Here is a 22,063-nt window from a genome sequence, read left to right as displayed (position 1 = left end):
TAACTTCGTCTTAAACCACTAAATTAAGGATTCCGAAATTTCTCTGCGAATATTGAGATATATTTAAGTAATTATTCTTTGTTCATGTGCCATAATTTTAGTTCCACTACAGCGAAAATAAGGGCTATACCTCCTAGAAAACTGAATATGAACAAATCGTCGCTATCCATAAATTTTAAGTCCTGATTGATATATAGAAGAACACACATGAGGACACTAACCCCTAAAAATAAACGTGACGCCCATGTATTGGCGACCTCCCAATTTTTATCATTTTTTGTAGACGAGGGTGTTCTGTATCCGTAAGCCGGATTGATACCCTTAGGAGGCGCAAAGAAATAGAACAGACCAACCGCAAAAAGAATGCCTGAACCAAGAAGAAAAATATCATACATAAGCTGTGAACAATTGTGTTTCCTGATTTAGAGAAAAAAGCTAAAAAAGTCAAGAAATCCAGTTCGGCTGCTGTGGTGTACATCAACTAAACAAAAACTATATGCAGTTTTTAATTTTGGTTATCTTAGTACACTTTGAATTTGAACACTAGACAACTTCGCTATATGTACAAAAATTTATTGTTTCCGATGCTTCTTTTTTTTGTAGTCCTATTTTCAAACGGACAAAACGACCCATCGGTTTTCGAAAATCTGGATTTTCGTTTTATTGGTCCAGAAGGAAACCGTACCATCGCCATTGCCGGTGTTCCAGGTGACCCAATGATCAATTATATTGGCGCTGCCTCTGGCGGATTATGGAAAACTACGGATGGTGGAGTCAATTGGGACCCTATCTTTGATGATCAAGATGTTTCTTCCATAGGTTCCTTGGCCATTACACCTACCAATCCGGATATCGTTTGGGCAGGTACCGGGGAAACCTTTATCATTCGCCCCGCACATGCCATGGGAGACGGCATATACAAGTCCGAAGATGCTGGCAAGACTTGGAAAAATATGGGGTTGGAAAAAACAGGGCGCATAGGGCGTATTATCGTCCATCCCACAAATCCCGATATTGTCTATGCCGCGGCTCTAGGCCATACCTACGGACCGCAACAGGAACGTGGCGTTTATAAAACCGTTGATGGCGGTAAAAACTGGAAACGCATCTTTTTTGTAGATGAGAATACCGGAGCCGCTGAATTGGCATTGGATGCTAAAAATCCAGACCGCCTCCTAGTAGGCATGTGGTCTATTCATATTAATACGTGGGGATTGCGAAGTGGCGGTCCCGGTGGTGGAATCTACAGAACTCTGGACGGTGGAGATTCATGGGAACCCATGACGACAAAGGGACTTCCCGGCGGCAAGGATAATCCAGTGGGTAAAACTGCCGTGGCTATATCCCACTCAGAACCGGATATTGTATATGCACTTTTCGAAATTGATAGTCCGGCGTTGTACCGTTCAGAAGATTTTGGCGAAACATGGACGCTACAGACACGTAATCATGATATCGGAGAACGTGCTCCTTACTACATACGCATGGCGGTATCCCCTTCCGACCCCAACGAACTTTATTTTGCGAATGTCAAATTCAGCACTTCAAAAGACGGTGGCAAAACTATAAAAGGTGGCTACCGTGCAGGAGGGGACAACCATGATATTTGGATAGACCCTGCAAACGCGGACCGGCTTATGGTGGCACATGACGGCGGTGCCAGTATTAGCCAAAACCATGGGGAAAGTTTTCAGCGAATCGTACTACCAATAGCGCAGATGTACCATGTTTCGGTCGATGACCAAATCCCATATAATGTGTACGGCAACAGACAGGATGGCTACTCCTACAAAGGCCCTAGCAACAGCAGGCAAGGATATATACCCTTGGGATTATGGAAGGGTGTTGGCGGTTGTGAAAGTGGTTTTGCCCAACCAGATCCGTTTGACAACGATATTGTTTGGTCCGGATGTTATGACGGAGGCTTACAGCGTTACAATGCAAAAACCGGCCATGCCAGGGATGTACGCGTTTGGCCCGAGGCCGGCTACGGATGGGAACCGGGAAAATTAAAATACCGCTGGCATTGGAATTTTCCATTGGCCTTTTCTCCCCATACCAAGCATAGGGTGTATGTTGGTAGTCAGTATGTACACAAAAGCGATGATGACGGACAAAGTTGGCAGGTAATTAGTCCGGACCTGACCTTAAACGATAAAACACACCAACAGAATTCTGGTGGAATCGCGGTAGACAATCTCATGACCTTTGATGGTTCGGTACTGTTCAGTATTTCGGAATCGAAATTAGAACCCGGACTTATATGGGCGGGAACAAACGACGGACAGGTACAATTAACGCGTGACGGGGGAACCAAATGGACCAATGTAACGGGCAATATTCCTGGTTTGCCCAAGTGGGGCACCATTGCCAATATCGAAATTTCCCGCTTTAAAAAAGGAACGGCCTACATTACGGTAGACCTACACCAAATGGGCGATTTTAACGCCTATGCCTATAAAACGGAAGATTATGGAACCACTTGGAAATTGATAACAGAGTCCATGCCTAAATCGGTGCATACGTTTGCCCATGTGATCAAAGAAGACCCCAAAAGGGAAGGGATGTTATACTTAGGCGTTGATAACGGACTTTACATCAGCTATGATGATGGCGATACTTGGATGCGTTTGCGAAACAACCTACCTCCCGCACCGGTGTATTGGTTGGAAATTCAGGAGCGTTTTGATGATTTGGTGGTAGGTACCTACGGTCGTGGCTATTATATTCTGGACAATGTCGCTCCTTTACGCGAATTCGATGTCGATGCCAAAGACCAAAAAGCACATTTATTCAGTATGCGACCTGCCTATCGGTTTATTGACAAACAAGCCATAAAGACCGATGGCCCCAGTATGAATTCGGGCCGAAATCCTGCGTATGGAGCAGACATCCATTACTACCTGAAGGATAGCACGGACCAAAAAGTAGCCATAGAAGTAATGACTATGGACGACCAATTGATACGAAGTCTAGAAGGCAAACAGGATGCTGGTATCCATAGGGTGATGTGGGACCTACGCTATGAACCCACGTACAAACCAAAATTACGATCAACGCCTCCGGGAAGACCTTGGGTGCAGTTAAACGGGGAAGGTTGGCGACCTTTGGTCACTTGGGACTTGGACCTATGGCGGGGACAGTTTGGTCCGCGGGTAGTACCACAGCGCTACAAGATAAAACTGATTGTAGGCGATGAAGAATTTATACGCGAGGTTGATGTGCTTAAAGATCCGGACACCGAAAGCACTTTGGAAGAACTTGCAGAGCAAGTAGCCTTTTCTCTTGAGCTGCGCGATGCCATGAACCTTGCCGTAACCATGATCAATGATATTGAAACCATACGGGCAGAGCTTAATGAAATCATCCCAAAACTGAAGAAAAACAGCGACCGTAAAAAAGCGGAGGAATTACGAATGCTTGCGCAATCCATTGCAGGTTCTTTATACGATATCCATTTAACGGGAGCTCGTGAAGATGCTTTTCGATCCCCCATGAAATTATATGGTCGCATAAGCGCATTGGCCAGTGATATTGGAGGTTTTGGCGCAGATTTTAAACCCACGGACCAGCAACGCGAAGTATATGCTATCTTTAACAAACGTTTGAAAGATGTAGATACAAAATTCAAGAAATTCATGGATGTCGAGGTGAAAAAATTGAATGTCCAATTGAAGAAAAGCGAACTTGAAATCCGAACTAACAAAAAACTGAAATCATAAAATCCCACACCAATACCATGAAAAAAATTATCCTATTTACTATAGCGTCCCTGTGCTTATGTGCTTGTACAGAAACAAAAAAACAAGAAACTCAAGCAGAACTATTCGCCCGTATCGATACGGAAATACAACAAAACTCCAGGGCATACAGTACCTTGCAAGAAGCCTCGGAAACCATTGGACACCGCCTAACCGGCTCGGAAAATGGAGCGAAAGCAGAGGAGTACACCTACAACCTATTCAAGGAATACGGATACGAAGACGTGCAATACCAAACCTTTGAGGTTGAGGCGTGGGCAAGGGGAACGGTTGCGTTGGAAATAGACGATGAACCCATGAAAGTAGTAACCCTAGGTCATTCGCCCATAAAAGCGGATGTGACCGGTGAAATCATGGATTTGGGCAACGGGCTGGAGGCTGATTATCTCGAAGACCCTGATGGTGTACGTGGTAAAATAGCATTGGTCTATATTAATATTTTGGAGGGTAGTCCGGAGGGCTTGACCAATTTACACCGTAGTGAAAAAACGGCGTTGGCCATGAAATATGGTGCCATAGGAATTATCATTATCAACCAAGTACCTAATGGGGTCCTTTTAACCGGAACAGCATCCGTGACCGGAGCCCTTATTCCTATTCCGGCCGTATGTATTGGCATGGAAGACGGTTTGGGCCTTAAGGAGAAGTTAAAGAAACAAACGGTATCCGCCTATATCGAAATGACCAACAAAAGTGATGTTATCAAAGCGCGGAACGTTGTGGCTACTTTGCAGGGCAGTGAACTGCCCCAAGAGGAAATCGTTCTTGGAGGCCATTTGGATTCTTGGGACTTGGCCTCGGGAGCCATAGACAACGGTATCGGTTCTTTTGCGATTATCGATATCGCACGGGCTTTCAAAGCAAATAACTTACAGCCCAAACGTACCATTAAGTTTATCATGTTCATGGGCGAGGAACAAGGTTTGTTGGGTTCTAAATACCTGGTAAACCAAGCCATTGAGAACAACACGATAGACAGTATCAAATACATGATGAATTTGGACATGGCCGGAAATCCAATAGGAATGAACGCCGGCGGAAAACTGGAAAACGAAGCCTTCTTTACCGAGCTGGGAGCGGCCATACAGCAACAGGACAGCATTTACCAAAATACCTTCTCTAACCGTTCCGGGCTGCATAGCGACCATCAGCCGTTTATGCTGGAAGGTGTTCCTATCCTTTCCATACACAGTAACTTGGATCGTGCCGTTTACGGCTGCTACCATAGCGATTGTGATCATTTTGACTTGGTGAACAAGGACCATATTACGAACACGGCCCGTTTTGGTACCATGATGCTTTACGGTTTGGCCAATGCCGAAACCTTACCTGCAACCAAAATGGATAGCGAGACCACCAAACAGTTTATGATCGATAACAACCTTAAAGAGAAGTTGATTATTGGAGGCGATTGGAAATGGGAAGAGTAGGTTTAATTAAGTATATTTTATCAAATGAAGAAAAATCTATTTCTTATTGGCTATCTGTTCGTAATTACCCTCGGCTGCTCCCAGGAAAAAAAACCGACATCCGTATCCCAAGAATACTTTGATATCATCCGGCCTGCCTTTATGGGAAACTTGGCTTACGAAACCACGGAGTATGTTGCCCAATTCTGGCGTGTGGCCGGGAATACGGGTTTTAACAAGAGTGTGTATTGGATTGCCGAGCATTTGGAAAAAGCGGGCTACGTATTGGAGGACAAGGCAACAACAGCGGACCGACTTACCTACCGTATGGAAACCCGTGCCATGGAACACCCTACCTGGGAACCTGTTTCGGCATCCTTGCAAATTGCAGGAGAAGGAACGCCGCTTTTAGTTTCCGATAGCAATCCTAACATGACCTACCTCAACTCGGCCTCCACACCAAAAGAAGGAGTTACGGCAGAAGTTATCCATCTAAAGAATGCATCGGAACTTAGTAAGTATAAGGTAAAAGGAAAGATCGTTTACATAGCGGCGAGCGCACGGAGACTTGTTCAAGAATTAATGAACCAAGGTGCATTAGGTGTTATCACCTATAACAACCCTGATTATCTTCAACCCGAAAAAAACACGACCTCCATTCAGTTTCGTAGTCTGCCACCAGACCTAGATAGCCGGTTTTGGGGCATCGCACTTTCTTATGCTGCAAAGAAGCGATTGGAGTCCGCCTTGGCAAAGGGAAAACTAGAAGTACTCGTAAACATCCAAACCAAAAGGTATACCTCTGAAGAACTTACCGTTGTAGCCAATATCAAAGGTGCTAAATTACCAAAAGAACGATTGGTATTTAGTGCGCACGTTCAAGAGCCCGGTGCCAACGATAATGCATCCGGAGTTGGAGCGCAATTAGAAATGGCTACCCTAGCGGCAGAACTCTTAAAGACCCAAAAGATTTCCTTAGACCGCACCTTGACCTTTTTATGGGGCGATGAAATTATTTCTACCAGGCGGTATATTCAAGAGGATAAAGAACGTGCAAAAGACATCAAATGGGGGATTAGTTTGGATATGGTTGGCGAAAATACGGCGATTACCGGTGGTAGTTTCTTAATTGAAAAAATGCCCGACCCCAGTGCGATATGGACGCGCGGAAACGATAAACATTCCGAATGGGGAGGTGAAGTTTTATCCTTGGAGGCTATGACGCCGCACTACCTCAACGATTTTATGATTGAAAATTTTAAGAATCAAGGTGCGTTCGCCAATTGGGAAGTAAATACCAATCCGTTTGAAGGTGGCAGCGACCACACGCCTTTTTTACATGCCGATATTCCCGGATTGCTACTCTGGCACTTTACGGACCAGTTTTATCATACCGATCGCGATACCATTGACAAAGTATCCCAAGAAACACTCAAAAATGTGGGAACAGGTGCCTTGGCCAGTGCGTTTACACTAGTAAATGCAGACTCCGCTACAGCGGAACAAGTACTAAATAACATAGTAAAAGTGGCTGAAAAACGCCTAAAGACCGAGTTTGACCTAAGTCGAAAAAGCATTAAAAATAGTGGCGCCTTAAATGAAGAAATTATCATCCTTAAAGCTTGGGAGGATTGGTATTCCAGAACCATGATGACCGTAATGGATTTGGAACAACAACCTACGAAAGAACTGAAAAGCAAAATTTTACAAGCTCAAAAAGACCTGACAACCAGCGTAAGTACTCAAATTGAAAAGCTTAAATATAATTAGTCCAAGCGCACGTCATATTCTTTTAATTCTTGCGCGGTCATCATCAACACATTTACATCCATTGTAATCGGAACCAAGGGTTCGTCCAAGCTGTCCCGCTTTACGTTCACGATGGCATCGACCACATCCATACCTTTTATCACCTTTCCGTAAACGGTATAATCACCGTCCAAACGATGCTCACCTTGTTTGTTTTGGACAATATAAAACTGGCAACGCGCCGATAGCTTTTCAGCATTACCATCGCGTCCTGCACCAAAAGCACCATAGGTATGCGTGAGTTTATCGTTGAACTCCGGTTCCAATAAATATTCCGGGTCATTAAACCCTTCGGGCGTATCCGGACAGCCGGCCTGTGCAACGAAATTGGGTATGACACGATTAAATGTAAAGCTATCCCAATAGCCATCGTTTGCCAACTGTACAAAACTCTTTTTATGATTGGGCGTTTCTTCGTTGAGCCAAACCAATATTTCGCCCTTTGGCGTTACAATCTGGCCTACTTCGTAGCTTTTAACGGCCGAACAGGCACTAAAAAGTATCAAAACAAGACAAAGTAGTATATGCTTTTTCATTTGATATGGTTTTATCCCCTAAACTACAAACACCGTCTGATATATGAAAATCCATGGGCTCTTGTTTAAAACAACCGTTCGATTACAGCACGGCATTTTGGAGATTTTGCCTTTTTTGACGCAAAGGCAAGAACAAAAGTCCGAAAATCAACCTATTTTTACCTGAACACAGTTAAATACGATTATTGGTTTTTTGTTGATGCAAGAAAAAACGAAGCTATCATGTTTAAACTAAAGGGAATATTGAAAGTAAGTCATATTGGATTTCTTTGCTGCCGCCCCGCAATGAAAATAAAACAATACATAAATTTTTGAACAATGAATTTTTCTAAAATACTATTCGCTTTTTTATGCACATTACTAGGGTTCTATGCTATAGGCCAAAATAGCGACAAACCGATAACGGTATTGATCGTAGACGGCCAAAATAACCATGACCAGTGGCCAAAAACAACCGTAATGCTCAAAAATTATTTAGAGGAGACCGGTCTTTTTAAGGTCGATGTGCAACGCTCCGGCTATACCTGGAAAGGCGAGGTATATATTTCCCAGTTTCCAATTGAAGGCCTACCGCCAACCATTGCCTTAGAGGAACCCAAATCCGATCCGGAGTTCAGTCCCAACTTTTCCGATTACGATGTGGTCATCTCCAATTTCGGATGGAACGCCGCATCTTGGTCCGAAACCACGCAAATGGCATTGGAAACCTACGTAGAAGACGGTGGCGGATTAGTGGTGTTCCATGCAGCGAACAATTCTTTTCCGGAATGGGCGGCCTACAATAAAATGATCGGACTTGGCGGCTGGGGCGACCGTAACGAAAAAGATGGTCCCTATGTGTACTACAACGATAATGATGAATTGATTTATGACACCTCACCAGGAACGGGTGGCGGACACGGCCCACAAAGCGAATACCAAATCCGAGTTAGAAAACCGGCCCATCCTATTACCAAAGGAATGCCAACCCTGTGGATGCACACCAAAGACGAACTGTACGACAAGTTGCGAGGACCGGCAGAAAATATGGAAATCTTGGCAACCGCCTACGCCGACCCCAACAACAAAGGAACTGGAAGGCACGAACCCGCACTCATGACCTTAACCTACGGAAAAGGCCGTGTTTTTCACAACATCATGGGGCATGCCGACTATTCCGTTGCCTGCGTTGGGTTTATCACAACAATGCTCCGTGGAACGGAATGGGCCGCAACAGGTAAAGTTACCCAAGAAATTCCGGATAATTTTCCCACCGCAACCAAATCCAGTAGCGTACCAAAAACCAAGTAATAATGCTAAGAAATATCGTTTTCTGCTGTATTGGCAGCATTGTTCTATGGTCATGTACCGATGCGCAGGTGCAAAATACCAAAAAGTATATTCCTGTTGATGCCTTTCCCCTATTTGAAGAAATTGTGCGTGATGAAGTGACCTTTGAACCCAAAAATTTTGAAAATACAGCTCATAGTTCCAAGGTGCGAATGATACATGGCTTGGATAACACCGCTTTTCATTTTTACAACGCGGTAGCTTTTGAAACCGAGCAACAAGGGGTGCTGGTGGGCGGCACAGGTATGCGCATACGGAGTACCTTAGACGGTGGCAAAACGTGGAAAGATATACGTTTATCCCGTTTTGCAAATGCATTTCACAGCACTGCGATTCGTAATGGCGAAGCTTTTGCCGTTGGCGAGGGTTCCTTTATCGTAAAAAGTGATGCCGGTTTTAACAATTGGAGCGTGTTTGACCTAAAAGATGCGGAAGGCCTAAAAGGCGATTCCCAAACGCTGTATAAAATCAAGTTTACGGATTCCTTAGGATTCGCGATGGGTTTCGATACGGGCTTTGGCATCGCCCGTCCGCTTATCGTAAAGACCCAAAATGGAGGCGATACTTGGTCCGTAGTAACGCATGCCGGACTTGAAGAAGAAACAGGGGCCATTAACGATTTTGATATCGTCTCCGAAAATCTTATCTACATGGTAACCCAAATGGGAAACAGCTACAAAAGCACCGACGGAGGCACCTCTTGGACAAAAATTTTCGAACCAAAACAGGACTATACCAATCTGAATTCGGTTGCCTTCAAAAATGAAAATACCGGATTTATTTCAGGGATATCGGGCTTGTTATACGCTACTAACGATGGCGGCGATACGTGGAACCAAAATACAGTCTTTAAAGATTCTACAAAATTGAATATTTCGGACATCCAGTACATTACGGATGACCTCATCGCCATAACAACGGCGGAGTCTTTTGTAGATGAAGAAAAGCCCATCTTCAGCTATCTGTTGGATGGAAACGGACAAAATGAAACCCCGCGGCCCTTATTGACCAAAAAAGACAGTAGCATTTTCTTTGAGGGCGATGCCTTTCATCTCTTTTTACTGGATAAGAAACGCCTTTTTCTAACGGATAGAAATAACATCTATTCCCTAGACGCCAAAACCTTGAGTCTAGAATAACAGATCAGTACATCACTTATGGAACTTAGCTTAAGTATTCCCGCTTTATTGTTTCCGGCCATATCCTTGACCATGTTGGCCTATAACGCACGGTATTTGGCCATCGCCGCCTTAATCCGACAGCTACACCAAAAATATCAGGAAACAGCATCTGAATCCGTAAAACTACAGGTAAAAAAATTGAACAAACGATTGACCATCATCAAGAATATGCAGGCTACGGCCATCTTCAGTTTTTTACTGGCCGTAATCACCATGGCACTCATTTACTTGGAATACGCTGTCATGGCCAAAGTGGTGTTCGGCTTCAGTCTGCTGGCCTTAATGATTTCTTTAATTCTTAGTTTGATAGAAGTGCAGTTATCTACCAGGGCGCTTTCTATTCAGCTTAAAGACATGGAATAAACCTTATTGAGATAAACCAAGGGGTCATGACCCCTTGGGACAATGACCCCTTGACACATAACAACACCCCTGAAAATAGTGATATATGGCATACTGCTTTAGAGGAACGCAGCTACATGTTTTTTTGGATTATTGTAGTATAGAACAAACGTGTGCTAATTTTTTTGTTGAATCAATAAGCCAATAAAAAAACTGTAAAATGCTCAAAGATGCCATGAACACAAAAAAGATGTGGTAAAATATGTGTTGGAGGCAGCAGCAGATGTGTCTATCGTAAACGCCAAAGAACAATTGGCGATCGATTACTCCAATATTAAAGGCTTTAACGAGATTACCGCATTGATTTTGGAAACCAAAGGAGCCAAAGCTCCTACCTCGGTTGCCGCGCAACCGAAAGAAATTGCCCCTACAGCAACCGGATCAGGCATGGCCGACAAGAAAATAGCTTTGATGGATTTAAAAGACCTCCTGGATGTAGGCGTTCTTACCCAAGAAGAATTTGACGCCGAAAAAGCAAAGATTTTGAAAGGTTGATGGTTGTATTTTTATTGCTTTAGGATGAATTTTTAGCTAAAACAAAGGTTAATATTTTTATAAAATACATATATCGATAAATTACACCAACCGACTCCCGAGTCGGTTTTTTACTGGTGAATTTTCTCTTGGCGCAAATGGAGGTCCTTTAACTTACACTTTTCCGCGACATATAGCACAAAACAGCCTTCACTGCGCATCGATTTATAGAAAACAGACCAAACAGTTTGTTCTACAGATATTCCAAAGTGTATTTCAGCGATGGGACGCTAGTCCGCCAGCATCCCCATTATCTCATCTTAGCATGGACTAACCCAGGAAACAAGTAAGAGTTTTCACGTATCTAAAAAATAAGGCGGAATCAAAAACAAAATCCCTACTTGGTGCTTCTATTTTCAATTACGCCATATATATCCCGCCTTGTTCTTTTGCCCTAACGCATCAATCTATGATCAAGGGTTCGGCCACCCAACTGTTGTTTGTCTGGAACAATAGATAATAAAAGCCTTTTGGATAGTTGTCCAAAATCAACTGGTTCATATCCTCATGATCTTTATCCACTTTAAACACCTCTAACATCCTATTGTTCTGATCGTACAACTTAATTTCCACCTCTTTATTTTTATAAGCTGATAGATCAACATTCAAAACTCCTTTGGCGGGTACAGGATACATGCTTATCTGCTTACCTGTCGGCGCCACCACTTCAATAAGTATACTTGCGTTATACCCGCCATCATCTGTCCTCACCGTAAGATCTATTTCACCAATTCCCGTAGCCGTTACCCTGCCGGTATTGGCATTTACAGAGGCAATTGACGGATTATTGGAAAACCATGTTACGTCTTTGTTCGTAGCGTTGGAAGGTTCCACATTTGCCCTTAATGAAAATGACTCCCCCAAATTCAATCGTAATTTAGCAGGACTTATGGTTACATTATAAACCCCTACTACCGGTTCCGAGCCACCAACGACCTTTACGAGGGCACTTGCTTTATAACCCCCATCATTGGTCGTAACCGTTACATCTATTTCGCCATTACCAACTGCGGTTACTAGTCCCGTATCGGCATCAATACGAGCAATTCCAGGATTGTTGCTTATCCAGGTTACCGCCTTGTCCGTAGCGTTGGAAGGCTCAGTATTCGCGGTTAATTGAACTGTTTCCCCAACATTCAACGTAACCTCGGACGGAGCAGCGAGGACATTATAAACAGGTATTATTGGCTCATTGCCACCAACTACGGTTATTAAGGAGCTGGATTTAAAGCCACCATCCTCGGTAGTTACCGTTACATCTATTTCTCCGTTGCCTACGGCTGTGACCAACCCTGTATTTTTATCAATAGCGGCAATAGCTGTATTGTTGCTAAACCAGGTTACTTTTTTATTTGTTGCGGTTGTAGGTTCGATCGTTGCGGAAAGCTGCACCGTTTCACCAACACTAAGGGTTACCTCTGCTGGTGTTGCGATTACATTGTATGGAGCAATAGTAGCAACGGGTTCGTCGTCCAACTTTCTGATCCATTCCTCGATCAAAGCAACACCGGCTGTGTGTATTCTGCCCTTCGCCAAGGGTGGCATGGCCACTCCGGGCTGTAAACTGTTCGTTCTTAAATATAAAATGGATTTGTCCGGATCGCCTTCTACAAGGATGGCCTCTCCGGGCACGCCTAGGGAGTTATTAAAACCTGCGGTCAATAAACCGGTTTCCGATAAATCTAGAGACATTCTTAGGTCAAAATTGGCACGAACGTCCGAACCTTGTTGATGACAATAGGCGCAATTGATATCCATATACGACCTTGCCCTTTCATCAATGGTAGCAGTTTCATCGTCAATGGCCTTGTAGGTTAACAAGTCATCGGTATCATTGTCGGTTATCAAACGGTCCAAAATGCCCAAATGGCTTAAGGTAACCAGTTGATTTGCCGTTCTACCGGTTTTTGGGTAAGTGAAATCCTTGTTCAAATAACGTGTTCTTACCCCAATGGTACCTCCGGTACTTTGGTTGTGGCAGGTAACACACTCCGCCGTGCTGGGATAACGCCAGATCTGTGAATCGGTAGTTCCGTCGGCCTTTGCAATGTTCAAAGTCTCGTCCAAACCACTGGTTAACAAGGTCGCATCTGTTTGCGCGTTATTCCATTTATAGGTGGCAAAGTAGAACGACCCATCCTTGGCCTTCACGGAAAAACGTGTTTCCAAGCGTTTTGTTACCGATGGGTTGTTTTCGTCCAAGGGCATTTCAAAATGCTTGATCAATACCGACCCTATGGGAAGGTTCCAATTACCATTTTCCGAATATTCGATACGCTCTGCACTGGTATTGTGCGTTCCGTTATTTGGAATCCCGATCCAACGTTTTTTAAGCGCACCATCGGACCAAAAGGATTCTACCAAATCGTAAGGAATCAGACCGTCTGTTGGTGTAAGGTTCTGTAAATTGGCAAAGGCACCCGTTTCCGAAAGTTTTTGGGGTAAGGTTTCCTCAAAGGTCTTTTTTGTAACCATCTTAAACAAGGTTGAAACACCTTGTTTTAAAATGTATAGCTCGCCTTGCCGGTCCTCCCCAAAAGAAATGATGTTGGTAGAGGAAAAGCTCCCCAACTGTTCATAACTCCCATCGGACGTGTCTACGGCCCAAATTTCTTCACCGTTACCATAATCGGCACATATATATTTTCCCCGTAACTCGGGAATTTCCTCACCACGATACACGTAACCTCCAATGATGGCATTGGCCTGAGACCTCGGGAAGGCGACCAAGGGCTCTTCATGGGGCATATTATTGTACAGGCTAGGCACACAAAACGTACTACGATACAATCCTTCATATAACGGCCAACCAAAGTTGCCCCCTCTTTTTACCACGTTGACCTCCTCATGACGGCCGCCACCTATTTCCCCTATGTACAAATCACCTGTTTCCCTGTCTTTGGTCATTCGATGCGGATTTCTATGCCCCATGGAATAGTACTCCTCAAAAAGTTCACCGTTTGGACTCTGAAAAGGGTTGTCATTCGGAATCCAATAGTTCCTACCGCTAATTTCATCTGAAAAACCATGGTCTTCCGGCATTGTTCTCACCGGAGGGTGGCTGTTTCCTCTCCAAGAAAGCATGTCCACATCAAAACGCAGCACACCACCATCAAGGTTGTTGGCTATATCCTGCGATTTTTTAAAGGCGGTTTGGTCTCCCGTGGTTAAATAAAGAAAACCATCGTCCCCGAACAACAAACCACCTCCACGATGCGTAGTCCCGTACATACGAAGTTTTAAGAGTATCTTTTCGGAACTTGCAGAGGCGGCAAAGGTTCTAGGGTTTACCGTGTATTTGGAAAGCACTAAGAAATTACCCCAGTACTCTTCACTATCGCAGCTCTGTCTGGTATATCTATTCGGAAAGTTGTTTCCGTTCCTGTCCTTAGTTGTGTAATAGACGTAGATTGAATTACTTCCGTTGCCAAAATTAGGATGTATGGCAAGCCCCAAGAAACCTCCGTCCCATACCACACCTACTCTATCGCTCAAATCCAAAAGCAGATTTTTCTGTGGGACTGCAGCCCCCTTGTCAATCCAATATATTTTACCGTCTCGCTGTCCTATAATAATCCTTCCACTTTCTGCTGGATCTTCGTTAAACGTAAGCGGCGAATCAAATGTAAGGTTTGGAAAAACCGGTTCATAAGGAACACCTTGCGAGGTAGAAACCGTTGCCGGAAAGTTATTGTTCAGGTAATTGCCCAAAGGTTCCGCACTACTTAGTCCAGATCCAGAAAAGTAGGACATAGCACTAAAAAGGAGTAAGGCAAAAATTCCAAAAAAGTAGTTTAGTGGTTTTTTAAATAGAAATTTCATTTTTTGATATAGTTTGGTCTAACAATCTAAAATGAAATTTACTCCCAAAAACCCGCAAAAATATTGCGATTTTTCGGTGATATGTCAATAAAATCGATAAACCAACACTTTTACATGAGCTACATAAGCCCTTATTTTACGGCTTATAAACCGTGATTTTAGCGCGAAAAAAGGGAAACGACTTATATTCAAGAATTAGCTGTGGTATTTTCCTTTACATTTGATGGCATAAGGGCTCGGAAATAACTTACAACTCCTTGTTCATTATTATATTTCCGTAGGTTTTTCCTTAATCCACACGTTAAAATCCCTTTAATCCCTATATTTAACACACGCCAAACCAAAAAACTGAGTTATGAAATGTGTAAAGGAACTACCCTACTTTAAGAACATAAGGGAAGTAAGAGAGTTCGAATTCGGTGTTTTTTACTTTTTCGACACATTGGTTATTTCGGAAATCAATAATGGTGTATATTTCCAATGGAAAATGGCCGAAAAAGCCGTGAAAGCGTCAAAGGAGTTTTACGGCGAAAACCAACCAATAGTCTATATTTCCAATAGAATAAACAATTATACCGTAGCGCCGACGGACTGGTTAAAATTTTACCAAAATAGACATCAGCTAAAATACTACTCGGTCGTAGGAAGCACAAAGGGCAGCCTTCCAAGCACACTATTGGAAAAAATGTTTTTTAACGGTTCCTTAAAGCAATTTGATGATTTGGAAGATGCTATAACCTGGAGCTTGGATAAAATCAAAAACACTAAATCTACACCCTAAAAAGACAACTGGATGTTTACTTACATCGCTACTTATTTAATTTAAAATAAGTTAAACCGTTTTGCGCTAATGAACCATGGGTGCCCCAACATGTAGTAACGCATCACCTTGATTTACCACTGCCTGATGATTTAAGCAAATAATATAGCCATCAAAAGGCGCTTTAATCTGCTTTGTCTTGTTTGCATAGGTATCGGAAACCAAACCTAACAATGCCCCTTTTTCAACCTTACTTCCGTTCCTGACCTTTGATACAAAAATACCAGCTGTGGGTGCCCTGATCCATTTTCTCGCCTCTAAATAAACCGACTGGTTTAATTCTTTCTTTCCCTCAGGGTTTTCATCGACCATGCCCAGATGTTGAAAAACGCTTAGAATCCCTGAAATGCCCTGCTGAATAGAAAATTCATCAAAGCGCATACTTTCACCAGCTTCAAAAACAACGGCCGGTATTCGCAAACGAAAAGCAGCGTTCCTAAACGAACCTTTAATCAGTTTTGACGTGAACGTAAACGGAGCATTGAACATCTTTGCCAAGTCAGCACTTTTTTGATCTTCTTTGGTATACCTGACCTGTGGAAAGTTATGACGTTGTCCGCCACCTGTATGTAAATCTATGGCCACGTCTATTTGCGGGAGTATTTCACGCAGATAATGATAGGAAATCCTGCTTGCCATGGAGCCTGATTTTGTTCCCGGAAAGCTACGGTTCACATCCTTACCGTCGGGCACATCCCTTGAATAATGTATAAATCCGAATATATTAAGTATAGGAACTGCGATAACCGCACCGGCATTCACCTTAAAACTGCCATCGTGTAGCATGCTGCGAACGATTTCCACCCCATTTATTTCATCTCCATGTAATCCGGCCTGTACAAGCACAACAGGACCGGGCTTTTTAGCATTGAACACATATACCGGTATGTCGATGATGGTACCTGTTGGCAAACGATCTATCGTTATTTTCACAAACTTGGACCTACCCGGAGGAACAGATTCTCCTCCTATGGTTATTGTTTTGTTTTCCCTTTTTATTTCCATAAACCTTACATCTAGCATATATTTTTTAACCTCCTAAAACGGATCGGCCATTTTCAAATTCGCTTAATTACAAAAAAAAATATTTCCAAACTAACTATTCAAGTTTTACCCTTAGGCTAATTGATCAATTAAGCCAAACCCACGAACTAAAGAATGTAGCCTATACGCAAGTAAGCTTACGTATTCTTTTTAAAAGCAATCTAAAGTACAATTATGCAAAATAAGTACTCAAATTTATGTTGAAAAATGGACTCCATAATATGCTCTATTAGGTTCTATTGTTTTTTGGTTTCAATTAAAACCTTAAAATCTAGATGTGGTCGATTCATAAACGCTTACTTTTAAAATTAGTTTTGGTTTCGAAGGTATACCTCAGGTGCATTCCCCAAGATTGTTTATTTTGGCTGTAGTTTAATTTTACGTTGACAGCTTTATGTTGTACTAAGCAAAATAGAACCTTTTGAAATTATCGCTATACACTTTCATTTTCGGTCTGTGTTTCTTCCCCTTTGCAGGGCAAAGATGACGGAAGGGGTAGCGCCCCGACCACCGGGCAGGACGGATATTTATATTGGCGCAAACACGACGCATCGGCATGTTACCGTGAGAGACTGCGTTTGGACATGGGTCTGAGTTCAACCCCTTCCGTCTTGCCATCCCGACTTTAGGTCGGGTTGGCAATCCACCTTCCCCTGCTAGGGGAAGGAACCATAACGGGAACAGTTTGTTCAAAAAAAAGGAGTGCCTGTCAAGAAAAATGGGCAAGCGACCCATAGCCCACAGGGCTTCGAACATTAGCGACCGCTTTTAAACGATACGTTTATGGATTTGGTAAATCAACGCTGTTTTTAACTAGCGCTTTGATTTTCTGTTTAATAATCACGTACAAAAACTGGATAATTGGGCTTAAAAATCTAAACAGCTTTTCCATTATGATCAAAATGGGTCTAAATAATATACTAAAGCCATTTAAAAGTTGTTAATAACTAGCCCGTAGCTTAAATTTGCTAAGCTAAAAATCAACTAAATGAGCGCATTGATAAAATCTTCTTTAGCCCGAAAAGTCGTAATGGCACTTTCTGGTCTTTTCCTGGTTTTCTTTCTAGGCCAGCACTTTGTGATCAACATCACTTCTGTAATTGCACCTGACACCTTCAACAGTTGGTCTCATTTTATGGGATACAATCCTTTAGTGCAGTACATTTTGCAGCCTATTTTAATTGCCGGGGTCATTGTCCATTTTGTAATGGGCTTTGTTTTAGAGCTTCAAAATCGAGCGGCCAGAGGCGCAGTAGGATATGCAACCTACAAGGGTAGCGCCAATGCATCTTGGTTGTCAAGAAACATGATCATCTCCGGTTTGGTGGTTCTGGCCTTTATTGGTCTGCACATGTATGATTTCTGGATTCACGAAATGTCCTACAAGTACATTGAAGTGAAACCTGAAGACCCTACACGATACTACGAAGAGACCGTATTAAAGTTCGAACCTGTATGGAGGACCGTACTTTATGTCATTTCATTCGTGCTTTTGGCAATGCATCTTTTACACGGTTTCGCCTCGTCTTTTCAAACTATGGGAGTCAACAACAAATACTCCGCAGCAATCAAATCGTTTACAAAAATATATGCGATAGCCATTCCATTAGGATTTGTATTTATCGCACTATATCATCACTTTAACCCAATAACACACTAAAAAGTATGGGCATATTGGATTCAAAAGTTCCAAAAGGGCCGTTGGCCGAAAAATGGACTAATCATAAAAACCACATTGAACTTGTTAACCCTTCCAACAAGCGAAATATTGATATTATCGTTGTAGGAACAGGACTGGCAGGTGGCTCGGCCGCTGCATCTTTAGCAGAGCTAGGGTATAACGTAAAAACATTTTGTTATCAAGATTCTCCAAGAAGAGCACATTCTATTGCGGCACAAGGAGGTGTAAATGCGGCCAAAAACTATCAAGGAGATGGCGACAGTGTGTACAGACTTTTCTACGATACCGTAAAAGGAGGCGATTACCGCTCGCGCGAATCCAATGTGTATCGTTTGGCACAGGTTTCTACCAACATTATTGACCAGTGCGTTGCGCAAGGTGTTCCTTTCGCAAGGGAATATGGTGGGTTGTTGGACAACCGTTCCTTTGGTGGTGTTCTTGTTTCAAGAACGTTCTACGCCAAAGGTCAGACAGGACAACAATTACTCTTAGGAGCTTATGCCGCCATGAACAGACAAATTCAACGCGGCAAAATAAAATCACATACCCGCCACGAAATGCTGGATATGGTTCTGGTAGACGGAAAAGCACGTGGTATTATTGCCCGTGACTTGGTTACAGGTGAGATCGAGAGACACGCTGCACACGCCGTAGTATTGGCTACGGGAGGATACGGAAATCTCTTCTTCCTTTCTACCTATTGTATGGGTGCCAATGTAATGGCAGCCTGGCGAGCACACCGTAGAGGTGCGTTTATGGCGAATCCTTGCTTTACGCAGATTCACCCTACTTGTATTCCTGTATCGGGAGATCACCAGTCCAAACTAACCTTAATGTCAGAGTCCTTACGTAACGATGGCCGTATATGGGTGCCAAAACGTCTGGAAGATGCCCAAGCTATTCGCGAAGGCAAATTAAAACCTACGCAACTTAAAGAAGAAGATAGGGATTATTACCTAGAACGAAGATATCCCGCCTTTGGAAACTTGGTGCCTCGTGACGTGGCCTCAAGAGCCGCCAAAGAGCGTTGTGATGCCGGTTTTGGTGTAAATAAAACCGGAGAGGCCGTGTACTTGGATTTCGATGCCGCCATAATGCGTTACGGAAAAGAAAAAGCATTGACCTCTGGAATGAAAGATGCCGATGATACCAAGGTACGTGAACTTGGCGAACAGGTAGTGGAAGCTAAATACGGGAACCTTTTTGATATGTATCAGAAAATCGTAGACCAGAACCCATATAAGACCCCTATGATGATTTACCCAGCGGTACACTATACCATGGGCGGATTATGGGTCGATTATAACCTACAAACCACAATACCTGGTTGTTACGCAGCAGGAGAAGCCAACTTTAGCGATCATGGCGCAAACCGATTAGGAGCATCAGCCTTAATGCAGGGCTTGGCAGATGGTTATTTTGTATTACCGTACACTATTGGTGACTACCTATCCAACGACATACGTACCGGAAAGATTCCTACCGATTCTCCGGAATTTGACGCTGCTGAGGCCGATACGCGTGCCCGTTTGGAAAAGTTGATGTCCGGCAAAGGAACGCACTCCGTGGATTATTACCATAAACGACTAGGTAAAATCATGTGGAACAAATGTGGGATGAGCCGTAATGCGAAAGAACTGCAAGAAGCCATCGACGAAATTGCGGAATTACGTGCCGATTTCTGGGAGAACGTTCGCGTACCGGGATCTGCAGATACCAAAAACCAGGAATTGGAAAAAGCTGGGCGTGTTGCAGATTTCTTGGAACTGGGAGAGTTGTTCGCTAAGGATGCCCTTACGAGAAACGAATCTTGCGGCGGGCACTTCCGCGAAGAATACCAAACTCCAGAAGGTGAAGCATTGCGGGACGACGAAAACTTTAAATTCGTTTCCGCTTGGGAATATAAAGGCGAGCCCAAGGATGCAATTCTACATAAGGAAGATTTGGTTTACGAAAATATTGAACTAAAGACTAGAAGTTATAAATAAGTTACTGTGTTATTAGGTTATTGATGTGAATAGTTTTCGATCTTTTGAAGAATTAGCTTGTTGGAAAGAGGCTCGCATTCTTAGAAATTTCGTAAAAGATAGTGTTATTCCTAAACTACCAGATTCGGAACGTTTCGAATTAACAAGCCAAATTCGACGTTCCGAAAGGTCCGTAGGAAATAATATTGCCGAAGGTTTCGGTAGATTTCACTATCAGGAAAACATTCAATTCTGTAGAATAGCAAGAGGTTCCTTAAATGAAACGCTTGATCATGTAATAATAGCACTTGACGAAAACTATATCTCTGAAAAGCAATTGGAAGAATTTCGAAGTATACACAATACAACACAGCGAATATTAAATGGATATATAAAATACCTAAAAAATTCAAAGTTTAGTAAAGAATAACTTCAGTAACTAAGTAACTGAGCAACAAAATAACGTTAAGGCTATGAAATTATTATTAAAAATCTGGCGTCAAAAGAACGCTTCTTCAAAAGGACAAATGGTGGAATATCCCTTAGACGGGGTCGAATCCGATATGTCTTTCCTAGAAATGTTGGACGTATTGAACGAAGAATTGAATAATAAGGGAGAAGAGCCCATAGAATTTGACCATGATTGTAGGGAAGGTATCTGCGGAACATGCTCTTTAATGATCAACGGTCGAGCTCACGGGCCTGCTTCAAGAATTACAGCCTGCCAATTGCACATGCGCAGCTTTAAGGACGGCGATACTATTACCATTGAGCCATGGCGCGCAAAAGCATTCCCTGTCATCAAGGATTTGATTGTAGACCGAAGTGCCTTTGATAGAATTCAACAAGCAGGAGGTTATATCTCCGTTAATACCTCTGGAAATCCGGTAGATGCCAACGCTATTCCTATTGAAAAGGAGAACGCGGACTTGGCATTTAATGCCGCTACCTGCATAGGCTGTGGTGCCTGTGTTGCTGCATGTAAAAATGCTAGTGCCATGTTGTTTACCTCAGCTAAGATTTCTCAATTTGCATTACTCCCCCAAGGCCGTGTAGAGGCTACCGAAAGAGTACAAAATATGGTACGTCAAATGGATTTGGAAGGATTTGGAAACTGTACGAATACCGGGGCATGTGAGGTGGAATGTCCAAAGGGTATATCCTTGGAGAACATTGCTCGTATGAACCGTGAATATTATAGTGCTAGCGTTAAGGGGTAAACCTGCCAGGTTCAAAATTTATATGAAATCCCATGTTGAAAAGCATGGGATTTTCTATTTTTAGGAAATGCCAAAAGAATATTCCGAAAAACGAATAAAAGTGCCCCGTTTCAATGAAGAATCTGGTTTTTACACTACCCCTGAGCGCTCAAAAATTATGAGTAAAATTCGTGGCAAGAATACCAGTCCGGAACTGGCCTTTAGAAAAGCACTGTACGCAAAAGGGTTTCGATATCGTATCGATTACAAAAAATTGATCGGTAAGCCGGACATCGTTCTTAAAAAATATAAAACCGTTATCTTTATTGATGGCGAATATTGGCACGGGCATAACTGGGAGGAAAGGAAACCCAAAGTCAAAACCAACAGGGAGTTTTGGATCGCTAAAATAGAGCGAAATATACAACGGGATGCAGAAGTAAACCGTGCCTTGGATGCTTTAGGTTATACCGTATTCAGGTTTTGGGAATCCGAGATTAAAAAGCAACTGGATACTTGTTTGGAAGCAGTTATTGCCCACCTAAAAAATCAAGCCAACTAAACTATCT

At 42.9% G+C, this 22,063-nt stretch carries 17 protein-coding genes; 13 read left to right on the top strand and 4 right to left on the bottom strand.

Features of this window, described 5'->3' with window-relative positions; all coding sequences use genetic code 11:
* Positions 1–71: 71 nt before the first annotated feature.
* Positions 72–395, bottom strand: a complete 324-nt coding sequence (locus ACFQZJ_RS00630) for an SdpI family protein (RefSeq protein WP_379931619.1) — start codon at positions 393–395, stop codon at positions 72–74.
* 189 nt (positions 396–584) lie between these two features.
* Here ACFQZJ_RS00630 and ACFQZJ_RS00625 point away from each other — a divergent pair, with 189 nt between their 5' ends.
* Genes ACFQZJ_RS00625 through ACFQZJ_RS00615 form a run of 3 tightly spaced genes read left to right on the top strand, consistent with a single transcriptional unit; the run spans position 585 to position 6,940 of the window.
* The gene (locus ACFQZJ_RS00625) at positions 585–3,722 is read left to right on the top strand and encodes a WD40/YVTN/BNR-like repeat-containing protein (RefSeq protein ID WP_379931618.1); all 3,138 of its coding nucleotides are present in this window, start codon (positions 585–587) and stop codon (positions 3,720–3,722) included.
* Between the two features lie 17 nt (positions 3,723–3,739).
* Positions 3,740–5,191 carry a M20/M25/M40 family metallo-hydrolase gene (locus tag ACFQZJ_RS00620; RefSeq protein WP_379931617.1) on the top strand — a complete coding sequence of 484 codons (1,452 nt, stop codon included), beginning with the start codon at positions 3,740–3,742 and terminating at the stop codon, positions 5,189–5,191.
* 24 nt (positions 5,192–5,215) lie between these two features.
* Positions 5,216–6,940, top strand: coding sequence for a M28 family peptidase (locus ACFQZJ_RS00615; RefSeq protein ID WP_379931615.1), 1,725 nt, complete (start codon positions 5,216–5,218; stop codon positions 6,938–6,940).
* Here ACFQZJ_RS00615 and ACFQZJ_RS00610 read toward each other — a convergent pair.
* Positions 6,937–7,515, bottom strand: coding sequence for a peptidylprolyl isomerase (locus tag ACFQZJ_RS00610; RefSeq protein WP_379931613.1), 579 nt, complete (start codon positions 7,513–7,515; stop codon positions 6,937–6,939). The two genes, ACFQZJ_RS00615 and ACFQZJ_RS00610, sit on opposite strands and share 4 nt — an antisense overlap.
* A gap of 318 nt (positions 7,516–7,833) precedes the next feature.
* On the opposite strand from ACFQZJ_RS00610, the gene ACFQZJ_RS00605 reads away from it, so the two are divergent.
* The 4 genes from ACFQZJ_RS00605 to ACFQZJ_RS00590 all read left to right on the top strand — a co-directional run bounded on the left by ACFQZJ_RS00605 (position 7,834) and on the right by ACFQZJ_RS00590 (position 10,922).
* Positions 7,834–8,805 (top strand): ThuA domain-containing protein, encoded by a 972-nt coding sequence (locus ACFQZJ_RS00605; protein WP_379931611.1) that lies wholly within the window; start codon positions 7,834–7,836, stop codon positions 8,803–8,805.
* 2 nt (positions 8,806–8,807) lie between these two features.
* Entirely contained in the window at positions 8,808–9,983 is a 1,176-nt protein-coding gene (locus tag ACFQZJ_RS00600; protein WP_379931609.1) for a WD40/YVTN/BNR-like repeat-containing protein, read from the top strand.
* 18 nt (positions 9,984–10,001) lie between these two features.
* Positions 10,002–10,388, top strand: a complete 387-nt coding sequence (locus ACFQZJ_RS00595; RefSeq protein WP_379931607.1) for a DUF2721 domain-containing protein — start codon at positions 10,002–10,004, stop codon at positions 10,386–10,388.
* A 231-nt stretch (positions 10,389–10,619) separates the two neighbouring features.
* On the top strand, positions 10,620–10,922 hold the full coding sequence (locus tag ACFQZJ_RS00590) for an SHOCT domain-containing protein (RefSeq protein WP_379931606.1): 303 nt from the start codon (positions 10,620–10,622) through the stop codon (positions 10,920–10,922).
* A 441-nt stretch (positions 10,923–11,363) separates the two neighbouring features.
* Here the strand turns inward: ACFQZJ_RS00590 and ACFQZJ_RS00585 are convergent, their stop codons facing one another.
* Positions 11,364–14,783, bottom strand: coding sequence for an Ig-like domain-containing protein (locus ACFQZJ_RS00585; protein ID WP_379931605.1), 3,420 nt, complete (start codon positions 14,781–14,783; stop codon positions 11,364–11,366).
* 355 nt (positions 14,784–15,138) lie between these two features.
* Between ACFQZJ_RS00585 and ACFQZJ_RS00580 the strand changes: the two genes are divergently transcribed.
* The gene (locus tag ACFQZJ_RS00580) at positions 15,139–15,564 is read left to right on the top strand and encodes a hypothetical protein (protein ID WP_379931603.1); all 426 of its coding nucleotides are present in this window, start codon (positions 15,139–15,141) and stop codon (positions 15,562–15,564) included.
* Between the two features lie 66 nt (positions 15,565–15,630).
* Here ACFQZJ_RS00580 and ACFQZJ_RS00575 read toward each other — a convergent pair whose 3' ends face one another.
* Positions 15,631–16,608 carry a succinylglutamate desuccinylase/aspartoacylase family protein gene (locus ACFQZJ_RS00575; protein ID WP_379931602.1) on the bottom strand — a complete coding sequence of 326 codons (978 nt, stop codon included), beginning with the start codon at positions 16,606–16,608 and terminating at the stop codon, positions 15,631–15,633.
* Between the two features lie 1,027 nt (positions 16,609–17,635).
* Here ACFQZJ_RS00575 and ACFQZJ_RS00570 point away from each other — a divergent pair.
* The 5 genes from ACFQZJ_RS00570 to ACFQZJ_RS00550 all read left to right on the top strand — a co-directional run bounded on the left by ACFQZJ_RS00570 (position 17,636) and on the right by ACFQZJ_RS00550 (position 22,056).
* Positions 17,636–18,307, top strand: coding sequence for a succinate dehydrogenase cytochrome b subunit (locus ACFQZJ_RS00570; protein WP_379931600.1), 672 nt, complete (start codon positions 17,636–17,638; stop codon positions 18,305–18,307).
* 5 nt (positions 18,308–18,312) lie between these two features.
* The gene (locus ACFQZJ_RS00565) at positions 18,313–20,316 is read left to right on the top strand and encodes a fumarate reductase/succinate dehydrogenase flavoprotein subunit (protein WP_379931599.1); all 2,004 of its coding nucleotides are present in this window, start codon (positions 18,313–18,315) and stop codon (positions 20,314–20,316) included.
* Between the two features lie 25 nt (positions 20,317–20,341).
* On the top strand, positions 20,342–20,725 hold the full coding sequence (locus ACFQZJ_RS00560) for a four helix bundle protein (RefSeq protein WP_379931598.1): 384 nt from the start codon (positions 20,342–20,344) through the stop codon (positions 20,723–20,725).
* A 43-nt stretch (positions 20,726–20,768) separates the two neighbouring features.
* The gene (locus tag ACFQZJ_RS00555) at positions 20,769–21,515 is read left to right on the top strand and encodes a succinate dehydrogenase/fumarate reductase iron-sulfur subunit (protein ID WP_379931597.1); all 747 of its coding nucleotides are present in this window, start codon (positions 20,769–20,771) and stop codon (positions 21,513–21,515) included.
* Positions 21,516–21,582: 67 nt separating this feature from the next.
* Complete coding sequence (locus tag ACFQZJ_RS00550; RefSeq protein ID WP_379931596.1) at positions 21,583–22,056, top strand: very short patch repair endonuclease; 474 nt, start codon at positions 21,583–21,585, stop codon at positions 22,054–22,056.
* Positions 22,057–22,063 lie beyond the last annotated feature (7 nt).

The sequence above is a fragment of the Maribacter chungangensis genome (assembly GCF_042676845.1).
GTDB lineage: Bacteria > Bacteroidota > Bacteroidia > Flavobacteriales > Flavobacteriaceae > Maribacter > Maribacter chungangensis.
The sequence above is the reverse complement of the archived record's forward strand: the minus strand, read 5'-3'. Positions and strand labels throughout refer to the sequence as shown.